Here is a 22,078-nt window from a genome sequence, read left to right as displayed (position 1 = left end):
TGCTCAGTACAAAAAATTTGAACGATAGGTTCAGTTTTTTCCGCGCATGCGTATTCGCGATTGATCTAGACTGCGGGGACTCAACGCTGAGTAGTCGGTACTCGGTAGTTTCTCATCCCGCAGTGTCTAGGATAATCAGGCAATGATCCGCATTGGCCCGCTTCAGGTGGACCTCGCCAGCCGGGAACTGTTTCTCGACGGGCAACCTGTGCGCATCGGCAGCCGTGCATTCGACATCCTGGCCGTGCTGATCGGTGCGAATGGCGCGCTGGTGTCGAAGAGCGCCATGCTCGAACAGGTCTGGCCGGACACCATCGTTGAAGAGAACAATCTTCAGGTGCATATGTCCGCCTTGCGCAAGGTGCTGGGCGAGAGCCGCGATCTGATACAGACCGTGTCGGGAAGAGGCTACCGGCTGGTGTCCCGCGACGCATCCGCGGAACAGACGGGCAAGGCCGCTCGCGATAGCGCGCCCGACGCTGCCGAAGTCATCACGTGCCTTCGCGGCATCCCCAACAATCTGCCCGCTAATAGCTCGTCGCTGATCGGCCGCGATCAGGCAATCAACGACATTGCGCAAGCGCTCGCTTCAACGCGTCATGTGACGCTCGTCGGTTCGGGCGGCATCGGCAAGACCCGCATGGCCATCGAGATCGCACGCAGCTTGCTGGCGCACTTCCCGGAAGGTGTCTATCTCGTGCCGCTTGCGTGCACCGTGGACGCTAACAGCGTGCTCGCCACGTTCGCCAATAGCGTCGGCGTGAGCGCCGCGAGCGGCCCGCTTACGCTGGCGCACATCAGCAAGGAACTTGGCGAACGGCGCGCGCTGTTCGTGCTGGACAACTGCGAGCACGTGCTCGGTCCCGCCGCCGAACTGGCCGAAGCGCTCCTGAACGCGAGTCCGGCCATGCGGATTCTCGCGACCAGCCGCGAGCCTCTGCGTGTCGTGGACGAACACCTGTACTGGGTGGCGTCACTCGATGTGCCCGCTCGCGACGATGAGAGCCAGCAGGTCTTGCAACGCAGTGCCGTCCAGTTGTTCCTGTCACGCGCCCGCGCGATCGACGCGCGTTTTTCGTCCGACGACAGAAGCATTCATTTGACCGGCACCGTATGCCGCCGCCTCGACGGCATTCCGTTGGCTATCGAACTGGCGGCTGCGCGTGCCGCGATACTCGGCATCGAGACGCTCGCCGATCATCTCGACGACCGTTTCAACATGCTGACGGGCGGCAATCGCACTGCATTGCCGCGCCACCAGACCTTGAAGGCAACGCTCGACTGGAGCCACGCGTTGCTCGACGACGCGGAGCGCACGACGTTGCGTCGGCTCGGTGTTTTCGTCAACAGTTTCACGATCGACTCGGCGATCGCTCTGGTGAGCGACGAAGGCTTGCGCGAATCGGACGTGATCGCGGCGCTGTCCGGGCTCGTCGAAAAGTCGCTGGTGGTGATGCAGGCGGAGCGCGGCAAGGCGAGTTATCGGCTGCTGGAAACCACGCGTGCCTACGCGATGCAAAAGCTCGACGACAACGGCGAGCGGCGTGTCGTCACGCTCACTCATGCGCGCTATTTTGCCAATCTGCTCGAACGCGATCCGTCGAGCGACGCCTCCTATGCGGCACGTGAAGCGGACGCTGCGGGCGCCGAACGGCACGGCTGGCATCACCGCATGCGCGAGCAGCTCGACGATTTGCGAGCCGCGCTGGGCTGGGCGCTATCGCCCAAAGGCGACCCCGCGCTGGGTGAAACGTTGGCGGTGAGGTTCGTGTCGCTGCTGTATGAGCTTTCGCTGGTCGACGAATGCTGCGCCTGGGCACGGCGCGCGCTCGGCGCCATGGACGCGATATATCAAGGCTCGCGCTCGCCGCGCCATTTGCGCGTGCGTATGCAGCTGCTGGCCGCGCTCGGTGCGGCGCTCGTCTACATCAACGGACCGAACCGGGAAGCGCTCGGCGTCTGGGCCGAGGTGCTCGCGATCGCGATCGCGCTCGGTGATCAGACGTTCGAAGCGCGCGCGTTGTGGGGCATGTGGAACGCGAGCCAGTCGGCCGGTGAGGCGCGCAATGCGCTGGCGTTCGCGCGGCGCTTTGCGTCGCTCGCCGCGGAGACGGGCGATACCGCCAACGGGATTCTCGCTCATCGCCTGCTCGGCATCGCCTCACATTACGCGGGCGATCAGCACCAGGCGCGCGCCTCGCTAGATCAGTTTTTGCAGCACGCCGGCAGTTTGCAACATCGGCTGCCGCTGGGGCAATCCATCGATCAGGGCGTGGTCGGCCGCGCGACGTTTGCTCGCGTGCTCGGGTTGCAGGGCGCGCGTGATCAGGCGTTGAGGATCGCCGAGGCATGCGTTGCGCAAGCGTGCCGGCAGGATCAGGCTATCGTCACGTGCTACGTGCTGGTCGAGGCGGAAATTCCGCTGGCGCTGCTGGCGGGCCAGCGTAAGCGGGCGGCTCAGGCCATCGCGCTATTGCGCGACGTGTCGGCGCGCGGCGGGCTGCGGGTGGCGCATGCGTGCTGCCGCTGTTTCGACGAATACCTGCATTCGCTGGATGACAGCAGCGCGCAGCGTGTGCACAGCTTTCGCGCCGCGTTGAACGATCTCGACGCGCTCGACTACGCCGCGCCACGCGCCATGCTCGCCGCGCAATACGGCCTTGCGCTTGGCCGCGCCGGACAGCGCGAGGAGGGCGTTGCCGTCGTGGTCGATGCGCTTGCGCGGAGCGACGAAACCGGCGATCAGTGGTATGCCGCCGAACTCAGACGCGTGCACGCCGAGTTGCTGCTGATGGAGTACGGCTCTGGCCAATCACTGTTCGGCGATGCGGCGACACATGCACAGGCGACTCTGACCGCGGCAGTGGAAGAGTCGTCGGCACAGGGGTGCTGCACGTTGCAACTGCGGGCCGCGACCAGCCTCGGGCGGCTTTGGCATGCGCAAGACCGGAGCGCGGAGGCGGTGCAACTCATGAAGGCCACGTGTGCGAGACTCACGGAAGGCCACGATTGGGACGACTTCAAGGCGGCTAAAGCACTGCTGCGCGTCGCGAACGAAGCATGTACGCCGGCCGGTATTTCCACCGGAATCGATCTGCGGATGGAGACGAATGCGGAGGCCGATGCGGCGTCGTTCGACGGCCCGCCGCCGGACGAGATCAGCGAAGCCTGCTAGCTGAACCTCAACCGTGCAGCGCGCGCTGTTGCACCACTTCGTCGATCAGGTCCGGCCGGTCCAACTGATCGACCCACCATTGCAGCGCCTTGCCGCTTTCGTCGTCGCGCCACGCCAGATAGAAATGCGTGACGTCGCGCATGCCGGTCACTTCTTTTTGCACCAGTTCGCCCTGGTTCAGCGCGTCGACGGCGAGGCATTCCGGAATCGTGCCCGCTGCGAGGCCCCTGATCTGCGCGGCGAGCTTGGCTTCGAGCGTGGGCACCGTGAGCACTTCCTGATTGACGGCGAGCGCGATCGTGCGCGGCGCGAGTTTGCGTGACGTATCGCCAATCGCGACCGCGCGATGGCGCGCGACCATGTCCAGAGTGAGCGGTCCGGGTATCGACGCCAGCGGATGATCCGGCGCCACCACGAACACGTGCTTCAGCGAGCCGATCGGTCTCGCCATCAGATTGGGAATGGGCGGCGGATCGCCGGCCGCGCCGACGACCAGGTCAGCGCGACGAGTGAGCAGCGCGTCCCACGAGCCGCCCAGCACTTCTTTCGACAGATGCAGTTTCGTGTCCAGCTTCAGCTTGTAGAACTCGCTGACGTGATGCCAGAGCAGGTCGAAAGGAATGATCTCGTCGACGGCGATGTGCAGTTCGGACTCCCAGCCGTGCTCGATTCGCTTCGCCTTGAATTCGAGTGCTTCGGCCGCTTCCAGCAGACGGCGGCCTTCCTCGACGACTACACGCCCCGCGTGCGTCAGCGTGGCGCGCCGGCCGGTGCGGTCGAACAGCTTGACGCCGAGATCGAGCTCGAGTTTCTGAACCAGATAACTCAGCGAGGACGGCACCTTGTGAAGCGTTTCCGCAGCGCTCGCAAACGTGCCGGTTCGATCGATTGCATCGAGTACCTGGAGGACTTCAAAAGATAGATTCATGGAGAAGAGCCGGGGCTGTTGGGTGCGTTCAGCGGGATGTTCAGGATACTGGAATTCGCGAGAAATAGGCCTTCGCCTGACCGCTTCGGGTGTTGGCTTTTCCCTATTCGACAACAAGCGTTCGCCCGTGACTCGCTCCGCCAGGGCATTTTTAACCAAGACGGCCTCCCACGGGACTGGGTATCCTAGGCGTATTCCGTCAATTCCCGCGAGGACATCAAGGTGCCGCATTATCTTTGCCATGAGCAGCCGGATCTGCTGGACTTTGAAACAGCCGTGATCGCCGCGCGGCCTGGCGCGGTCGTGCTGGGCCGTTCCGCCTTGCATCCGGGCGGCGGCGGCCAGGTATCGGACGCAGCCACGCTGACGCACGCCCACGGCGCGGTGCGCATTACCGGCGTCGCGGCGGAAGGCGACGTGCTCTGGCATCTGCTCGACGAACCACTCGAACTGGACGGCAACGTGCACGTGGCCATCGATGCGGCGCGGCGCGCCACCGTCGCCCAACTCCATACCGTGACGCATATTCTTAACGCGCTGGTGTATCAGCGCTTTGCCGGCGCGCTCGTGACCGGCGCGCAGATCAACGCCGACGGCACCGCCCGCATGGACTTCGATCTGCCCGAAGCGGATAACGACGCGCTGCGGCTGCTGGAAGAACCCGTCAACGAGGTGATCCGCAGCGCGATGGAGGTGCGCACCTATTATGTCGGCGCCGACGAAGCGAAGGCGACCCAAGGCCTGATCCGCAGCCTTTCGGTGGCGCCGCCGCCCACGCCGGACGGCACGGTGCGCATCGTCGAGATCGGCGATCTGGACCGGCAGGCATGCGGCGGCACGCACCTGACCAATACCGCGCAGTCGCGGCCCATTCGCATCGCGAAGATAGAGAACAAGGGTCGTCGCAATCGCCGGGTCAGAATCGAACTGGTTTGAAGAACAGGGAGGCGCGAGCTATGGAGACATCGGGTAAAAGCGAGCCGGAAGTGGTCTGCTGGCGCGACGGCGCGCTCGATGGCGCATGTCTCGCGAGCGCCCGTTACGGCGATCACAAGTTCGACCGGCATCTGCACGATGAACTCGTCATTGTCATGACCGAAACCGGCGCGGGCCAGTGTCATACGCGCGCGGGCAGCGAGGTTGCCGGCCCCGGCAGCGTGCTGGTCTTTGGGCCGGGTGAATACCATAGCGGCGAGGTCTGGGAAGGCCGCGAATGGATTTATCGCGCGATCTATCTGGACTTGGAAGGGCTCGGCGCGCTCAGCGCCGTGTTCTCTCCCGACGCGCGCGCCGACAAACCGCTGCTGATTCCGCCTGGGCTGTATCAGGATCCGCACCTCGCAGGCCTGCTGGTCAAGGCGCATGCGAGCCTGGACGAACAGCGCGCCGTGTCGCTGATGGAGCGTCAGGCGAACTGGTGGGCTGCGATGGGAATGCTGGTCGGGCGCTATGGGCGCGCGGGTGAGGAGGCGGGAGAGCCACGGCGCGAGGCGCGCAAGATGGAACAGGTGCGCGAATACGTCGCCGCCAATTACGAGCGCGATATCTCGGTCGATGAACTGGCGGAACTGGTGGGGCTGAGCCGCTACTACCTCACGCGCGCGTTCTGCAAGGAATTCGGGCTGCCGCCGCACGCCTACGCGACGCAAGTGAGGCTGTTGGCGGCGAAGCGCATGCTTGCCTCAGGGCAGAGCGCGGCGACGGCTGCGGCGGCAGTGGGCTTTTACGATCAAAGCCATCTCAACCGGTTGTTCAAGCGGGCTTATGGGATCACGCCCGGGGCGTATGCGGCGTTAAAGCCGGGGCATTAGGCGACGTGCGTTCGCGCTGCCACTATCTATCACGCCGGCAAAGGCACATCCTCAATCAACTCTGGCTTCACCGCACGAATCCTGCGGTCCACGAAATATCCGCCGCCTTCCACGTAACGCAGATATAGCCGCCCGCATAGCGAGCATTGCCACACGGCGCAGCGGTTATACGGAAAGTATCGCGGCGCGATTGGCGCATCCGCCGCCCAGTATGTCGTCTTGCCCGGCAGATATTCGCTGAACGTCGGCTCCGGATCGTCCTCCGGCATCAATGTGCCGATTTCCTCGAACTGCGTTTCATCGAGCGATAAAGGCTGCGATTGCCAGCCGTCGAGCGGCGTTTTTGTGCACGTGCAGGGCGCGCTAGCGCGCGTCTGCGCGGCGCGCGCGAGTTCGAGGAGTGTTGCAGTGTTCAGATATTGCGCCATGAGGCTCACGGTCAGTTGTTCATCATCCGTTCCCGGTGCGGAACGACCCACGAGCGGTCGAACTTGCCTTCGGCAATCGACTTCAGCGCCGCCGCTTCCTTCGCGTGCTGGCGGCGCGCGCCTTCGATCACCGCTGCCACGTCGGTGGGTGCGATCGCGAGCAAGCCGTCTTCGTCGCCGACAATGATATCTCCAGGATGCACCACCGTGCCGCCGACCGTGACCGGCACGTTGATTTCGCCCGGTCCGTTCTTGTACGGCCCGCGATGCGTCACGTCGCGCGCATAGACGGGAAACTCGCGCTGGCGCAACGCCCCGACGTCACGGATCGCGCCGTCGATCACGAGGCCCTGCACACCGAGACTTTGCGCGAAGCTCGCCATGATCTCGCCCATCAGCGCCTGCGTGAGGTCGCCCGCGCCGTCGATCACCAGCACGTCGCCGGGACGGCAAAAGTCGAACGCGCGATGAATCGCGAGGTTGTCGCCCGGCCGTGTATGGACCGTGACTGCAGTGCCTGCCATCGGGCGCGGCTGGTGATAAGGCCGCAAGCCCACCATGCCGCTCGCGCGCGCCATGTTGTCGCTCAGCAGCGAGACGGCCAGTTCACGAAGTGCTTCGAGTATGGCCGCGTCGGCCTGAGGCGCGGAGTCGTATTCGCGCCATCCGATTGGATTCATGCCGTTGCCCCTTGAGTTGCTTGCGCAGCGAGTTGTCGGTCGAGTTGACGCGAGAGCCGCGGATAGACACGGCGCGCGTTGTCTTCGTAAATACGCTGACGGTCCGCGTCGCTGAGCCATTCGATGGCGTCGATATAGCGGCGCGTGTCGTCGTAATAGTGGCTGGTCTCCGGATCGATACCCTGCACCGCGCCGATGGTCTCCGACGCGAACAGAATGTTGTCGACCGGAATCACCTTGGCGAGCAGTTCGGCGCCGGGCTGGTGATAGACGCAGGTATCGAAGAACACGTTCTTCAGCAGGTATTCGCTGAGCAGCGGACGCTTCATGTCCTGCGCGAGTCCGCGATAACGTCCCCAGTGATAGGGCACCGCACCGCCGCCATGAGGGATGATGAAGCGCAGCGTGGGAAAGTCGGCGAACAGATCGCCCTGCAGCAACTGCATGAACGCCGACGTGTCGCCGTTGATGTAATGCGCGCCCGTCGCATGGAAATTCGGATTGCACGACGAGGAGACGTGGATCATTGCCGGCACGTCGAGTTCCACCATCGCTTCATAGAGCGGATACCAGCAACGGTCCGTGAGCGGCAAGCCGGACCAGTGGCCGCCGGATGGATCCGGGTTCAGATTGCAGCCGATAAAGCCGAGCTCTTCGACACAGCGCCGCAATTCGCCGATGCAGTTCGCGGGCGCGACGCCAGGCGCTTGCGGCAACTGGCATACGCCGACGAAATTGCGCGGAAACAGCTCACACACGCGATGCACGAGGTCGTTGCATTCGCTCGACCAGAGCGCGTTGGCTTCGGCAGTGGCGAGGTGGTGACCCATGCCGGCCGCGCGCGGCGAGAAAATCGTGAGGTCCGTCCCGCGTTCGCGCTGTATCCGCAACTGGCCACCCTCGATGCTCTCGCGAATCTCGTCATCGGTAATGACGGGCCGCGGTGGCGGCGTGCCGCCGTCCTTCAGAGCGGCGATCTGCTGCGTGCGCCAGGCTTCATGTTGGCGCGGTGAGGTCGTGTAGTGACCGTGACAATCGATGATCATGGTGTGCAAATCCTGTGAGTTGTCCTTGCGCATGCAGGTGATGCGCGCGCGGGTTCGGTCGGCTGTTTTTTTCAGGCTTCATGTGTTGCCGCTCGGCCTTTCAGGCGCGCGGCGCGGCGTCGCCGGTGGCGAGCGAGTTCGCTTCGTCTTCAGCCGGCGTGACCCGCATGACTAGCGCGATGATCGTCGCGACAATCAGAAAGGCCGCGATCGTCAGCAAGGCCAGCTTGAAGTTGCCGGTCGCATTGCGCACGAGGCCGATGCTCCACGGGCCGACCAGGCCGCCGAACTGCGCGATGGTGTTGATCAGCGCGATCGTCGCCGCGCCTGCCGCGCCGGTTCTGAAAGACGACGCGAGGCTCCAGAACAGCGGGTTGCCCGCATAAATGAACAAACCGGTCACGCACAGCAGCACATAAGCGATCACGGGGTTTGGCGCATACGCGCTGCCGGCAATGGCCAGCGCGCTCATGCCGTACACGAAGGCGAGGTGCTTCTTGCGGTCGCCGGTGCGGTCGGAACTGCGGCTGATCAGGAAGGTGCCCAACACGCCGAGCAAGGGCGGCGCGGCCGACAGAAAGCCAACTTCGAGATTGCTCAGATGACCAAGACTCTTGACGATCTGCGGCAGCCAGAGGAAGAGGCCATAAATACCGACCAGCGCGCAACCGAAGAGACACGCCAGGCTCCACACGCGGATGTCGCCCGCCACACGTAGCAACGGAAAATGCGCGTTGCCGCCTACGGCTTGACGCTCGGCGGCAAGCGTCGACTCGAGCCAGCGCTTTTCGTCGTCGGACAGCCAGTCGGCGTCGGCGGGGCGTTCGGTCATGATGCGCAGCGTCAACAGGCCGAGCAGCATGGCCGGCACGCCTTCGAGGATGAACATCCACTGCCAGCCCTGCAAACCGAGAATGCCGTTCGCGTAGGTCATCAACGCGGTCGAGAGCGGGCCGCCCAGCACCGCCGAAAACGAACCGGCGATGATGTAGCCCCCAACCGCGCGCGCACGGTAGCGCACCGGAAACCATTTGGTCAGATAGACCGCGACGCCCGGCAGAAAGCCCGCTTCCATCACGCCGAGCAGAAAGCGCAGCACGTAGAAGCTCGAATCGTTGAACACGAAAGCCGTGGCCGCGGCGACCGCGCCCCACGTCATAAGAATGCGGGCAATCCAACGGCGTGCGCCGACGCGGTGCAGCAATAGATTGCTCGGCACTTCCAGCAGCATGTAGCCGACGAAGAAGATGCTGCCCGCGAAGCCGAACACGGCCGGACTGAAGCCGAGCTGCTTGTCCATATCCAGCGCGGCGAAACCGATATTGATCCGGTCGAGATAGTTGAAGAACATCATCGCGAAGAGCAGGGGCATGAGGCGCCCGTAAACTTTTCGCATGGTTACGGCTTCGTTGATCGCGGTCATCCTGTCTCCTACCTTGCGGCGATGGCCTTAGCCAACGCTGCGTTCTAATCATGTGTGAGGTCAATGATAAGAACGCGCGGACGGGGAGTCCAAGACCGCTTGCTTATTCTTCTATAACTTTTTGCTTATAGTGCGCTGTCCTTGAGCGGCGCGGGAAGGCAAGCCAGAAACGCCCGCAGGTGGGGCGAAGCGTCGTCGGTGCGGAAGGTGGCGGCAAGCTCCGATCGGTACGACGAGCCCGGTCCCGTAAGGTGACGGTAAACCACATCGGTGCGTCCGTGCCGCGCCACCGATTCGCCGATGAACGTCACGCCCAGGCCTGCCGCAACCAGGGCAATCGCGGTCTGGATTTCATAAGCCTCGTGCGCGACGAGCGGGGTGATGCCCGCATCGCGATAGAGCGATTGCACCGAGCGCTTGAACTGCGCGTTCTGATGCTTCGGGTAAAGAATCAACGGCGTGTCGGCGAGATCGGCGATGCTTACTTTCTTTTGTGCCGCAAGCGGATGGCTGGGCTCGAGCGCGACCACGACACGCTCGCGCAGCAGCGTATACGAGGTGCAGTCCTCAACCGTCAGCGGCTGCCGGCCGATGCCGATGTGAATGCGCATGTCGCGCAGCGCATCGGTCTGTTCTTCGGTGAGCATCTCGAAGAGTTTGAGTTCGACTTGCGGATATGCCTTGTGAAACGCCTTCAGCGCGGGCGGCAAGACGCTGTACATCGACGAACGGGTGAAGCCCACACTCAGCCAGCCGCGCCGGCCCACGCCGATTTCCTGCGCGACGAGCGTCACCTGTTCCAGCGAACCGAGTATCTGACGCGCCTCGTTGCACAGATAGTGGCCGGCTTCGGTGAGACTCAGCGGACGTCGTGCGCGGTCGACCAGTTGCGTGCCGAGCCGTTCTTCGAGTGAACGGATCTGCTGGCTCAGCGCGGGCTGCGCGATATGCAGGCGCTCGGCGGCACGGCTGAAATTGAGTTCCTCCGCGAGAATCACGAAGCATTGCAGGGCTCTGATGTTCATAGCGGTTTTCCCACTCGCGTCTTACCGCTATCCGGCGGTTGATGGAACATGCTGTAAATCTCGTCGAGCAACCACGCGATGCCCGGATCCGCCGAAAATTGCGAATGCGAGTGGACCTGAATTTCGATGGGCGGCAACGCGAACGGCAAGGGCAGAATACGAAAGGCTTTGTGGCGATTGAAGCGCTGCGCGATACTCCGCGGAAAAATCACGGCGAGATCGGTATGCTGAACGATCTCCGGCGCCACGACGAAATGCGGCAGGCGCAGCACGATATCCCGGCGCAGGTTCAACTCTTCGAGCCACTGTTCGACCATCCGGTGGCCGGTCGCATTGGTGCTGGCGTAGACGTAGCGCAGGCTCGCGAGATCCTCCTTGGTCGGCTTCTGTTTACGCAACGGGTGACCGGCCCGCACCACGCAAACATGTTCGTCGACGAACAGCGTCCTGCTCACACAACCCGGATCGAGACCGGGCACATAGCCGAGCGCCAGATCGATCTTGCCGCTGCGCATGGCCGAACTCACCGAATCGACGGAGACGTTCGCAATCTCCAGGTGGATGCCGCGCGCGTTTCGGTCGAGCATCGAAAGAAGCGGCGGCAGGAAATAGAACTCCGACATGTCCGACATGGACACGCGAAACACGCGCTGCGCCGTGGCGGGATCGAATTTGGCGATTTGCTGGACCGCGCCGTTGATAATGCCGAACGCTTGCGTCAACGGCGCGTGCAAGCGCAGGGCGGCGTCGGTGGGCACCATGCCGGTGGGCGTGCGAACGAACAGCGGGTCGTCGAACAGGACGCGTAGCCGCCGCAAGGCGTGGCTGACCGCCGGTTGTGTGAGTCCGAGACGCTCCCCCGCGGCGGTCAGGCTGCGCAGATCGGAGATGGCCAGGAACACGCGCAGCAGGTTCAAATCCGTAATGCCGGGGTGCGACTTGGTCATGACGTTCGGATCGCGGCGAGGGCGGACATTTATTTGGGTTTCAGATTACCGTAAATGCTACGCATAGGGAAATGCAGCGTCGCGCCGCTGTAGGGTGGAAAGGCGTTGAAGTCCTGCTTCATGCTGGCGCGTATCGGCGACGCCAGTGCGGCCGCTAGCGAGGCGGAATCGTCGAAGACCACTTTGTTGCGCTGCATGGCCGCGGCGCGCGCGATGCCGAGACCCGAGCGGTAATCGAGCCGCGTGTAGATTTCGAGTTCGCGAAGGCCGGGCAATTGCGCCATCAGCGGTGGATGATGCGCGAGGTAATGGGAGAGCCACGCGTTGAAGTCCTGCGCTTCGCCTTCGTAGCTGACGAGGTAGGTACAGCGTTCGGTTTGAGTGCCGAGGTTGTCCGGATTCGGGATATCGAATCGCCTGACCGCCATGGCTTGCTGCGTGAAAATGAGACCTGTGTTCGAGGATTCGTGTGCGATGTGATGTATCGCGCCCTTCGGTTGCAGCGCTTGTTCAACCAGTTCGAGGTCGTCGAAATACCATTGCAGCACGCAGCGGGGTCGCGCGGATGCGTCTGTCTTCGACAAAGGATCGCAGTCGTTCGATTCCGCAGGCATGTGGATCACGCAGCGGCGTAATCCCTCTACGTCTCGCGGTGTTCGCTCGAAGGATGAGAGATCGGGAGAGCGCGTTTCACGCGTATGCGCTTCGGCGTGCCCAATCAGAAATAAGCAGACCTCCACGCTCACCTCGCGCCCTGCGCGGCAACCAACGGCGCCGCTGCTTGCGGCCGCGTCAGCCGATGAAACTGGCGGCCGAAATAGATGAGCCCGTCGCCATCCGAGCGCAACGCGATGTGGCGAATCTGCGCGAACATGACCGAGTGCGAGCCGACCGTCTTGATGTCGACGATCTCGCCTTCGAGACTGGCGATCGCATCGGCGAGCACCGGCGCCGACAACGCGCCGCCGGTCCACGCGTGGCGTGCGAAGCGTTCGTCCATCGGGCATGCCGTCATGCCGGCGAAATCACGGGCCACTTCCTGGCACTCGGCGGCAAGCACGTTGATGCACACGCTGCGGTTGCGATGCAGGACGTCATGCACATAGCTGGCCTGATTGATACAGACGAGCATGGTCGGCGGCGCGTCCGTCACCGAGCACACCGCGCTTGCAGTCATGCCGCAGCGGCCGCCGGGTCCGTCCGTGGTGATGATGTTGACGGCGGCCGGCAGGCACGCCATGGCATCGCGGAAACGCTTTCTGGTGTCTTCGATCGTCACGGTCTTTTCCTTTTGCATGGCATGAGTCAGGGTGCGCCGCCTTACGGAAAAGGCGTGACCGGCGGCACGCCGGCGAACAGCGCGCCGGACGCGTCATATGTGCCTTCGCCGAGAAACGCATGCTGTGTCACGACGATCGAATCGCGCACGAGGCGTTGCAAGCGGTTCTCGCGATAGATCGCGGCGATGCCCGCCATCTGATAAGCCTGCATCACCACTTCCGCGCCGATCTGCGCTGCGTGCGTCGCGCTGAGGCGCAACAGATTCGCCTGCTCTTGCGAGACGGCATCGCCGTCGATGATCGTCTGCCACGCGGCCTCGGCGGATTCGTAGAAGAAAGCGCGAGCGCTGCGCCAGCTAGCCTCTGCTTTCGCGAGGCCCGAACGGTAATAACCGCGATCGGCGAGGCGCGGCGCGCCGGTGGTGGTTTTGGTCGAACCGGACATGTCCGTCAGCAGATCGAGCGCCGCGCGCGCGAGGCCGATGTTGACGGCGGCGTGCACCTGCGCCTGATAGGCAACGGCGGGGTAGCGGTAGAGCGGCTCGTCGATCAGCGCCGCGCCGCCGCGCACGAAGGTCCATTGCGCATCGACGAATTTTTCGCGCAGCCGCAAATCGTGGCTGCCCGTTCCCTGCATGCCGACCACGTTCCAGTTGTCGACGATGTCGACTTCATGCGCGGGAAACACGGCGGTGAACGGCTTGCCCGCGCCGGCATCGCCGGAATTGGCGGGCGTGCCGCCGATGCCGACGCCGATCCAGTCCGCTCCCTTGCAGCCGCTCGCGAAGCGCCACTGCCCGCTGACCACGAAGCCGCCCGGCGCTTTCGTCGCGGGTTGCAGCGGATAGAGGCCGCCCGAGAAAACCTGGTCGGGGCCGGTGGCATAAATCTGCTGCTGCGTTTCGATCGGCAAAGCGGCGAGGTAGGTATTCGCCGAGCCGAACGCGGCGACCCACGCGGCGGAGCCGTCGGCGATCGCGATGCGTTCGAGCATCCGCAGGAATTGCGCCGGCGGCAGCGCGTCGCCGCCAAAGCGCTGCGGCGTGCTCGCGCGGAAGATGCCGGCGCGTTTCATCTTCGCGATCATGTCGCGCGGAACGTGCGAGAGATGATCGAACTCGTCGCGGCGGCGCTCGATCTCGCCGATCAGCGCGTCGAGCGTGAGCGGGCCTGCGTAGTCGGGATACGGATCCGCGTGATCGATCGTGCGAGGTTCGTAGGCGTAAGTCGAAAGAGTGCTCATCTGAAGGCTTTGCATGATGACGGCTTCGAAAGAAAGTGAGTAGGTGCGGGAGAAGCTGGCTTAGACGCTTTCGTGCTCGGTGTGCTCTTTGGCTTTCGCCTGAAGCCGTAGCGCCTTCGGAAAGGTCTCCGGTGCGAGGCAGGTCGCGAGCACCGTGATCAAGCCGAGCACGACGAGATAAATCGCTACCGGCGCTGCGCTGCGGTAATGCGCGAGTAGCGCGGTCGCCACCATCGGCGAGAGTCCGCCGCCGAGTACCGATGAAATCTCGCGGCCAATGCCGAGCCCCGAGAAGCGCAGATGAACCGGCAGCAATTCGCTGATGAACGCGGGTTGCGCGCCTTCCAGAATGCCGAGCGTGATGCTGTTGGCGAGTACGAGCGCCGTAATGACTTTCCACAGCACGCCGGAGCCGAGCAACGCGAAATACGGGTAAGCGACCAACACCATCGCCACGGCGCCGGCGAGATAAACCGGCTTGCGGCCGACACGATCCGTGAGCCGGCCCATCAACAGGGACACGGGAATCATCAAGAGCATCGACACGGTCAGGCCGCCTAACACCCAACTCGATTTGAGCCCGACGAACTGGCCGTACGCAATCGAGAACGCGAAGAAGATGTACGACGCCGCGCCTTCACCGAAGCGCAGGCCGAACACCGTCAGCACCTGACGCGGACATTGGCGCAGCACTTCGACGACCGGCATGCGGGCGTCGCGGTGAGTCGCCTTGACGGCGGCGAACTCCGCGCTTTCGTCGACGGAGCGCCGCATCCACAGACCGAGCGCGACCAGCGCGGCGCTGCAGAGGAACGGCACGCGCCAGCCCCAGCTGTGGAAGTCGGCGGGCGAGAGCGTTTGCACGAGCAGAAACGCGGCGGTGGACAGCACGAAGCCGAACGCCGCGCCGCACGGACTCCATGCCGCGAGCGCGCCGCGCCGCGAAGCGGGCGCGCTTTCGTGAATCAGCAGAATGCTGCCGCTCCATTCGCCGCCGGCGGCGAGGCCCTGCAGAATGCGCAACAGCACGAGCATGACGGGCGCGGCGAGGCCGACTTGCTGATAGGTCGGCAGCAGACCCATGCAGACAGTAGCCGTACCCATGACGAGCAGCGTCAGCATCATGACCGTCTTGCGGCCGTAGCGATCGCCGATATGGCCGCACAACACGCCGCCGATGGGCCGCGCGATAAAGCCCACCGTAAAGCCGCCGAATGCGGCGATCGTGCCCGTCAGCGGATCGCTGCCGACCGGAAAGAACAGCTTGCCGAACACGAGCGCGGCGGCGGTGCCATACAGAAAGAAGTCATACCATTCGAGGACCTGTCCGAGCACGGCGGTCGTCACCGCGCGACGAACCTTGCTGGTGGGCCGGGTTGCGGTCAGAGATGTCAGAGCGGCTGTCGCGTCAGAGTTCATGGCGGGTCATGGCAGGTGGAAGATCACGATGTGGAGGGTCGCGCGTTCTCGCCATGTTGTTCGGCAGGAGCGGCGAGACGAGCCCGGCAGGCATGGTCGAACGATAGGACCGGGAAAAAACGCGGTCAAATTCGGGCCAAAAATGGCCGTCATGAATCGTGTGCATGACGGTTACGGTATTTCGCGCGAGGGGTGTTGCGGCGAGAGAGGTGGCCGCGTTCTCTTGAGAAGTGAACGCGTGGTTGGTCTGGCGTCGTGCCGGATTTATTGCGGGCGAATGAGAACTGCCGCCTTGGCGCAGCGTTTCTCACAAGTGAGAAGCGATGGCGTTCGGCGGCAGAGTGTTCAGGCGTTCTGCTATTCAGGCGTTGAGGCGTTGAGGCGTTGAGGCACTAGCGGGATTGCGGCTCGTCAATCAAGCCCGCCTTGGCACATGTATTTGATCGACATGTAGTCGTCGAGTCCATACTTCGACCCTTCACGGCCATAGCCCGATTCCTTCACGCCACCGAACGGCGCCGCTTCGCTCGACACCGCGCCTTCATTGATGCCGATTACGCCCGCTTCGAGTTGCGCGGCCACGCGATTGATGCGCCGCACGTCCTGCGTATAGAAGTAGGCGGCGAGGCCGAACGGCGTGTCGTTGGAGAGACGGATCGCTTCAGCTTCGTCGTCGAAACGGAACAGCGGCGCGACCGGACCGAAGGTCTCCTCGCAGCAGACGAGCATGTCGTCCCGCGCGTCCGTCAGCACGGTCGGCGCGTAGTAGTTCGGACCGAGTTCGGTCAGGCGCTTGCCGCCCACCAGCACCTTCGCGCCGTGTTTGACGGCATCTTCCACGTGACGGGCAATCTTCTGGATCGCGCGCTCGTTGATCATCGGACCGATTTGCGCTTGCGGGTCGGTTGCAGGCGCAACTTTCAGCGCGCCGACGCGTTTCGCGAGCAGATCGGCGAAACGCTCATAGACACCGGCGTGCACATAGACGCGGTTCGGACATACGCAGGTCTGGCCGCCATTGCGGAATTTCGCTGCCATCAGGCCGGTGACGGCCGCGTCGAGATCGGCGTCGTCGAACACGATGAAGGGCGCGTTGCCGCCCAATTCCAGCGAGAGCTTCTTCAGCGTGTCCGCGGATTCGCGCGCGAGATGCTTGCCCACCGGTGTCGAACCTGTGAAGGTTATCTTGCGTACACGCGAGTCGGCGAGCCAATCGGCAACGGCGGCAATGCCTTGTTCGCGCGACGCCGACAGCATGTTCAGCACGCCGTCCGGCAGACCGGCTTCCTGAGCGAGCGCGGCGAGGGCGAGCGCGGTGAGCGGCGTGTCTTCGGCGGGCTTGGCGACCACGGTGCAACCCGCCGCGAGCGCGGGCGCGATTTTGCGGGCGATCATCGCCAGCGGGAAATTCCACGGCGTGATCGCGGCGATCACGCCGACCGGTTCCTTCACCGCGCTCATGCGCTTGCCGCGCTGCTGCTGCGGAATCAGATCGCCGTAGATGCGGGTCGCTTCGTCGGCGAACCAGGCCACGTACGACGCGCCGTAAGCGACTTCGCCGCGGGCCTCCGCGAGCGGCTTGCCCTGTTCCATCGACATCAGCTTTGCGAGGTCGTCGGTATTGGCGACGATCAGCGCATGCCAGCGGCGCAGAATCTCGGCGCGCTCGCGCGGCAGCTTGTCGCGCCAGGCGGGGAACGCGCGGGCTGCGGCGTCGGTGGCGGCGCGCGCGTCAGCGGCGCCGCTGTCGGCGACTTCGACGATCGTCTCGCCGGTGGCCGGGTTGGTGACGGCGAAGCGGGCTCCGTCGGCGGCACCGGTCCATGCTCCGTCGATCAGGTTCTTCGGGCGAATCAGTTCGTTGCGTGTCAATGCGAGAGACATTCGGTTGCTCCTTCGGGTTGCCCTTGACGTAGCGAGGCTCGCGGCCGCGCACGCGCGTCGATTGATGGATCGATGCTACGCCTCTACCGCAATCGATGAAATTGCCAATCGAGGCGCTGGCGGGTTGCACGCCGTTTTTTTGCGGCGATCACAGCATTTTCTGCTGATTACCCTGCGAATTCGTTTCAGCGGGCGTGGCTGGTCGATGCTCGGACCACCACAGTGGGTGGGGCGCGTGCACCATCGACGGCTGCTGGTGCGGGGTCTATATGAGCTGGATCAGACTCTCGATCGACAACTCAGCGACCTTTCTCTCATACGTCGAGCAGTTCGAGCGAAGCGCGAACGTGGATGACATCGTGTTTTCCGCGGTCGCGACCGGTAGCAGGCGTTTGTTTGACGAGGACGTGCGCAATGCTGGTCTGATGGGCGCGATCAGGAGGCGATCGCGAGCTGTTGGCTGAATGACGAAAGGGCGCGATTACTCGCGCCCTTTCCTATGCAGGTGCCGGTCCACCACATTTCATACCGGCCTGAAGGCGTGGGAGGATCGTCATCAGCTGTGCTTGTGTAAGCCACTGTACGTGGACCGGTAGACTGAATCGATCACACGCCGGCGCCTGGTGCCCGCGTTGTATCGAAACTTGACGTGTCGCTGATCAGGCTGGAAACCAGCCGGCAACCGCACGTAGTGAGATGCCCCTGACGCGCGACAGGCACACCATGATCGGTTATCCTGTTGTCGCCCTCAAGAATCGCATTGGGTTCGAGCTCAGGGTGTAGCGGACATTTCACAAGATCGTCTGCCCGGGCTACGCGTCGCCCGCCGTAGCGCATCGTGTCTGAAGCGGTGATGACTTCGCCGCCGTGGTCGGTGGTGTCGCCGAGTCGGATAAGATTGCTCACTAAGTTTCCTTATCACAGTGCTTGATTTTGGGGCGCTTATTCTTGGTCGGCATCGTTACAGTCGAACGACTTCCAACGCCCTTCGCTGCCTTTGTAACAACTGAGCGGCAAGTAGATCAGATCTTTGGAGTTCCACTTGTACACAACTTTCACTCCCTGAAACCCAAGGGGAGCTTGAGTAACGGTCGTCCACGTCAATGGACGCCGCGATGTCGCCGAGACAGGACCAGAAGTCAAGGCTGCTACAGGTGGAGAAGTTAAAACCACGCACCAACTATTCGAATTACGTTGCTCAAAAACTGTTTTTTGAGCGTTGGTTCCAGAAGTCGAGTCGGTTGCGATCACAAAGTCGTGCGATCCAATATGACGGCGAAACTGCAATATATTGTCGTCATCGTCAAAACGGCTGCCGTATGTGTCTGACATTCCGGCTCTCAACGAAGAATAGCAGGAGGCGTAATGGGAGTCGTGCCACGCTTGCGGCAGCGTAACCAACTCGCCTGCATTCACGTCAGAACCGATTGCGGCAATGGCGATGCTAAGGAATTTGCGGTACATAGCTAACTTGGATGGATGATGTTGCCGGGACGGTCGCCGCCGTGGTCGGTGGCGTCGCCGAGTCGGATAAGGTCGATCATTTGGCGTGGCCTTTGGAAGAAGGGACATCGACGAATCTGACGCTGCGCGAAACGCGGAGAATCAAGGGTAGATAGCCTTTCGCAGGTTTAATAAGGTGCATGGTTTGTCCCGCTCCGCAGATCGCTTTGTCGTCGTGAAAAAGACAATATTTATATGAGTGACATGCAGCCATTCCTCACTGTTAATATCATCTGATATCCTTATAAATTCATTCGAATTTTCGGATTTCGACTGATATATTCGCGTAAGGGGCGAAAGCGTTGTCTTTCAGAATCGTCTGCGTAATATGGCACCCATCCCCTCGTTGAGTCCCGCGCGGCGCCATACATTTGCGCGCTTTGTCTTGGGCGTCCGCGCACCTTTCATGAGTCTGGTCCCAGGCGAACTCAATCAATAGGCGAGGATCGAGGGTGCTATTCACTGGCGGTTTATCAGTCCAATACAAAAGGATTATTGTCAGCTCCGTTTTTAAACATGGCCGCGATAAAAATCTTTGAGACTGATGGTGCAACCTGGGATGCCGATATCTGTATACAGAACGCGGTAACCTCCGTTCGTAGAGGGAACGCTCGCTGCAACCGGGTGGGGCCAGTACGGTAATTATTAGTCTGGGACTCATCGCTTAATTTCCCGGCGGTTGACGGCCCTCGGGGAAAAATTGAGGGGCCGTTGCGTCCAGAAACATTTGTTCTCCAACGAGCGCGAGCAACATGATTAAACGCAACACACCGGGCTACAGAACCATTGAAAAACGCCTTCTGATTCCTGACGGCGGCTGGGTAATTTACTGCAGCGGACGCGTCGTGGAAATTTAAGACTGTGATGTATGCGGCGACCGATCTTAAGGAAGATCATAGCGAGAGCCCAGTTCTACATTGCGATAACTTGCAATTGCACTCCGCGACAGGTGCAACGGTGGGAAACAACCGGCGGAAACGCTGGGTATCTCGTAGTAGAGAGAGATCGAACCGTCTGGTGCTGGAGAGAAAGTTAGCGGGAATGTCTTTATGTCCTGCTTCAAGTCCGAATTATTAAGGCACGATTGCATTCCCGCGTTCTTTTGTTGATAACTGGCCTCGACAGCATTGGCAAGCTCAGGTCGAATAAAAAGGCGGCCATCGCTTCGTATCGCTATGTTGTAAATTTTATTTAAGTCCAGTCTTTTTCCAGTCGCTCTTTCAAGTGCAATTGCGTATTGATACGAAGTTGGATGGACGCCGTCGCACATCATGTAACCCGTCACTTCCATAACAACCACTTTTTTCGAGTCAATTACTTTTCGAATTGCTGCAATGTAATTTCCCGAAGACTCCGATCCTTTAGCATTGGCAATGCAAATTTGTGCGTCGGACTCGACGTTCTTTCGTATCGCACTGAGCGATCTTTTAAGCGCTGACGATGCGTCACTAACCATCGGAATCTGACCGATGTCAATTGAACTCTCAGCGGCGCCCACGGACGGCGCAAACATCGCAGCGAGAGTCAACATTGCAAAAATAGACTTCATTCTATTGTCCTCGTCACGCGGGGCGCTGGGGCCTAAAATCAATATGGACATGCGATTCAGTTTGCGATTGTCCCCACACAGGTGGATGCGGCGGATGTGGAACGATTGTCTGTCTATGGTACGTTAGCGTCATATTTGCGGTCGTGTCTGTAGAGTCACCCCGATACCGAAGAATGAAAGCGGCATACTGTTGACGCTCACCATATCCGTACCCTCCACCGTTTACCAATATTGAAATTCTGCCGATCGTCTCGGTGGTGATCCCTTCATCCGCAATGCGCAATAAGTTATTTTTTCCCATAAAGTGTTTCCAAACGAGGAAAAAACCTGCACTGTCGCACGCGTTCATTCCAACATTCGAAACTATGCTGGGATCGTACCGGGGATACCATTGCCGGGCATCCATATGCACGTGTCCTTGAGCGTCTGTCGTTGGGGGCCCTGACCAGTGATGGGTTGATGTCGCCGTGATTCTGGAGTCCGAATAGTGTCCGGAGTTGTTGTTGGCGAAACCCCGGAATTTTCCATAATCATCGTATAGCGACGGCCAAGTGAGCTGCATCAGGCCGCGACCATAAAACGCCTGATAGTATTGCGACGCTCCAATTGAGACTTGTCCTAGTCCCTCCTCATTCAAAGTTCTCAGCAAACCCGTCTCAATGTAACTTTGGGATAGGAGTGCAATCTGCCGGTCCGCGGTTGAAATCCGATATTTCCGGAACATCTTGCAAAGATCCGTATACGGTATTGTTCCGCCATTTACCCTTTGATTCGCCGTCTCCCAGTCTAAGGTGGCGTCTGCTTGACCCAGCCGATAGCGGCGCGGAAGAAGCTGAGTGATTTCCTGCAGACTCAACCATTCGCACGCTCTGAAATGCCGGATAAACGCCGTCGGCGGGAAGTGCCATACCTCATTGGCATGAGGCAGATCAGGATCACTGATGTCCTCCCAGAACGCCAGATCGCGCGCATGGTCCATCAGTTTATTGAAGTCCGCCTCTGACAACGGATTGGCCAATGCCTCATGCGGACTCTTCAGCCAGTTATACCGCGCCGCCAGTCCGTCACGACTCCACTCGGATGGAAACCTGCACACGGCGCGCGCCATGCGCTCGCGGATCGCCTCCATCCCGAGGGCACTCACCGCATCCGCGTGGCTCACATGCCCCGCATGATTGACGTCCAGCCAGCGCTTTATCGTCGGCGAATCACACAGACTGTCAGGCGTCGGATCATCGTTAATGAAACTCCAGCCGGCCCACTCCGGGAAATCGGCATCGCTATAGACCCGCACGCCTGCTTTGGAAAGATTGATCCACCCATCACCGTCCGGCGTTTTCACTTTGCGCCAGTGATTCAGACGCGCGCCATAAGGAATCCCGTCACCAATGCAACGCCCGAAACGCAGGACCTCGAAGATCGCACTCGGCGAGGCGACGGGCATGCCTGCCGCAATCGCCGCGAGGGAACTGTCGGTAAATCGTCCATGCAGGGTCATGGTACGTCTGTACAGGTCGTATTCCGCGTCCCGTTCCGCAGGCATTGCACCGCACACGGACCAGCTCAGATCCACGTTCTGCCTGTAGGTCGTCAGCGTGCAATCCTTCTCGTAATGCATGCGGACGACAAGATCACAACTGGTTCCGGCCGGTACGAGAGACGGCTGCGGGTGTAACGTCGCGATTGCCGGCGCGCTGTCATCATCACGGAAAGGGTGCGGCTCATTGGCGAAGAACT

General features: G+C 61.6%; 18 protein-coding genes and 1 pseudogene. 3 read left to right on the top strand and 16 right to left on the bottom strand.

Annotated features, from left to right (window positions below):
• The first annotated feature begins 142 nt into the window (after window positions 1-142).
• Window positions 143-3,175, top strand: a complete 3,033-nt coding sequence (locus B0G75_RS26300; protein WP_106312539.1) for a winged helix-turn-helix domain-containing protein — start codon at window positions 143-145, stop codon at window positions 3,173-3,175.
• A 7-nt stretch (window positions 3,176-3,182) separates the two neighbouring features.
• Here the strand turns inward: B0G75_RS26300 and B0G75_RS26295 are convergent, their stop codons facing one another.
• Window positions 3,183-4,103, bottom strand: a complete 921-nt coding sequence (locus B0G75_RS26295; protein WP_106312536.1) for a LysR family transcriptional regulator — start codon at window positions 4,101-4,103, stop codon at window positions 3,183-3,185.
• A gap of 222 nt (window positions 4,104-4,325) precedes the next feature.
• Between B0G75_RS26295 and B0G75_RS26290 the strand changes: the two genes are divergently transcribed.
• Both B0G75_RS26290 and B0G75_RS26285 read left to right on the top strand, forming a co-directional pair.
• A complete protein-coding gene (locus B0G75_RS26290; protein ID WP_106312533.1) occupies window positions 4,326-5,039 on the top strand; it encodes an alanyl-tRNA editing protein in 714 nt (237 codons plus the stop codon).
• A gap of 20 nt (window positions 5,040-5,059) precedes the next feature.
• Complete coding sequence (locus tag B0G75_RS26285) at window positions 5,060-5,914, top strand: AraC family transcriptional regulator (RefSeq protein WP_106312530.1); 855 nt, start codon at window positions 5,060-5,062, stop codon at window positions 5,912-5,914.
• Between the two features lie 29 nt (window positions 5,915-5,943).
• Here the strand turns inward: B0G75_RS26285 and B0G75_RS26280 are convergent, their stop codons facing one another.
• From B0G75_RS26280 to B0G75_RS40800, 15 genes and pseudogenes are all read right to left on the bottom strand, one after another.
• Window positions 5,944-6,342: a hypothetical protein gene (locus B0G75_RS26280; RefSeq protein WP_106312527.1), complete on the bottom strand. Its 399-nt coding sequence runs from the start codon at window positions 6,340-6,342 to the stop codon at window positions 5,944-5,946.
• 11 nt (window positions 6,343-6,353) lie between these two features.
• The gene (locus B0G75_RS26275) at window positions 6,354-7,022 is read right to left on the bottom strand and encodes an RraA family protein (protein WP_106312524.1); all 669 of its coding nucleotides are present in this window, start codon (window positions 7,020-7,022) and stop codon (window positions 6,354-6,356) included.
• On the bottom strand, window positions 7,019-8,068 hold the full coding sequence (locus B0G75_RS26270) for an amidohydrolase family protein (RefSeq protein WP_106313016.1): 1,050 nt from the start codon (window positions 8,066-8,068) through the stop codon (window positions 7,019-7,021). The genes B0G75_RS26275 and B0G75_RS26270 overlap by 4 nt, the downstream gene beginning before the upstream one ends.
• Before the next feature lie 100 nt (window positions 8,069-8,168).
• Window positions 8,169-9,491, bottom strand: coding sequence for an MFS transporter (locus B0G75_RS26265; RefSeq protein ID WP_106312521.1), 1,323 nt, complete (start codon window positions 9,489-9,491; stop codon window positions 8,169-8,171).
• A 125-nt stretch (window positions 9,492-9,616) separates the two neighbouring features.
• Complete coding sequence (locus tag B0G75_RS26260) at window positions 9,617-10,516, bottom strand: LysR family transcriptional regulator (protein WP_106312518.1); 900 nt, start codon at window positions 10,514-10,516, stop codon at window positions 9,617-9,619.
• The gene (locus tag B0G75_RS26255) at window positions 10,513-11,463 is read right to left on the bottom strand and encodes a LysR family transcriptional regulator (protein ID WP_106312515.1); all 951 of its coding nucleotides are present in this window, start codon (window positions 11,461-11,463) and stop codon (window positions 10,513-10,515) included. The genes B0G75_RS26260 and B0G75_RS26255 overlap by 4 nt, the downstream gene beginning before the upstream one ends.
• Before the next feature lie 29 nt (window positions 11,464-11,492).
• Entirely contained in the window at window positions 11,493-12,203 is a 711-nt protein-coding gene (locus B0G75_RS26250) for an EthD family reductase (protein WP_106312513.1), read from the bottom strand.
• A 2-nt stretch (window positions 12,204-12,205) separates the two neighbouring features.
• The gene (gene hpaC, locus B0G75_RS26245) at window positions 12,206-12,760 is read right to left on the bottom strand and encodes a 4-hydroxyphenylacetate 3-monooxygenase, reductase component (RefSeq protein WP_106312510.1); all 555 of its coding nucleotides are present in this window, start codon (window positions 12,758-12,760) and stop codon (window positions 12,206-12,208) included.
• A 23-nt stretch (window positions 12,761-12,783) separates the two neighbouring features.
• A complete protein-coding gene (locus B0G75_RS26240; RefSeq protein WP_106312507.1) occupies window positions 12,784-14,001 on the bottom strand; it encodes an acyl-CoA dehydrogenase family protein in 1,218 nt (405 codons plus the stop codon).
• Window positions 14,002-14,046: 45 nt separating this feature from the next.
• Complete coding sequence (locus tag B0G75_RS26235) at window positions 14,047-15,405, bottom strand: MFS transporter (RefSeq protein ID WP_106312504.1); 1,359 nt, start codon at window positions 15,403-15,405, stop codon at window positions 14,047-14,049.
• A 411-nt stretch (window positions 15,406-15,816) separates the two neighbouring features.
• Window positions 15,817-17,289 carry an NAD-dependent succinate-semialdehyde dehydrogenase gene (locus B0G75_RS26230; RefSeq protein ID WP_106312501.1) on the bottom strand — a complete coding sequence of 491 codons (1,473 nt, stop codon included), beginning with the start codon at window positions 17,287-17,289 and terminating at the stop codon, window positions 15,817-15,819.
• Window positions 17,290-17,895: 606 nt separating this feature from the next.
• Window positions 17,896-18,195, bottom strand: a complete 300-nt coding sequence (locus B0G75_RS26220) for a PAAR domain-containing protein (RefSeq protein ID WP_106312495.1) — start codon at window positions 18,193-18,195, stop codon at window positions 17,896-17,898.
• A gap of 36 nt (window positions 18,196-18,231) precedes the next feature.
• Window positions 18,232-18,753 (bottom strand): hypothetical protein, encoded by a 522-nt coding sequence (locus B0G75_RS40265; RefSeq protein ID WP_146142538.1) that lies wholly within the window; start codon window positions 18,751-18,753, stop codon window positions 18,232-18,234.
• A 922-nt stretch (window positions 18,754-19,675) separates the two neighbouring features.
• Entirely contained in the window at window positions 19,676-20,341 is a 666-nt protein-coding gene (locus B0G75_RS26215; protein WP_106312492.1) for a hypothetical protein, read from the bottom strand.
• Between the two features lie 13 nt (window positions 20,342-20,354).
• Window positions 20,355-22,078, bottom strand: a pseudogene (locus B0G75_RS40800) (hypothetical protein); the annotation flags it as partial.

This window comes from Paraburkholderia sp. BL18I3N2 (genome assembly GCF_003001875.1).
Taxonomy (GTDB): Bacteria; Pseudomonadota; Gammaproteobacteria; order Burkholderiales; family Burkholderiaceae; genus Paraburkholderia; species Paraburkholderia phytofirmans.
The sequence above is the reverse complement of the archived record's forward strand: the minus strand, read 5'-3'. Positions and strand labels throughout refer to the sequence as shown.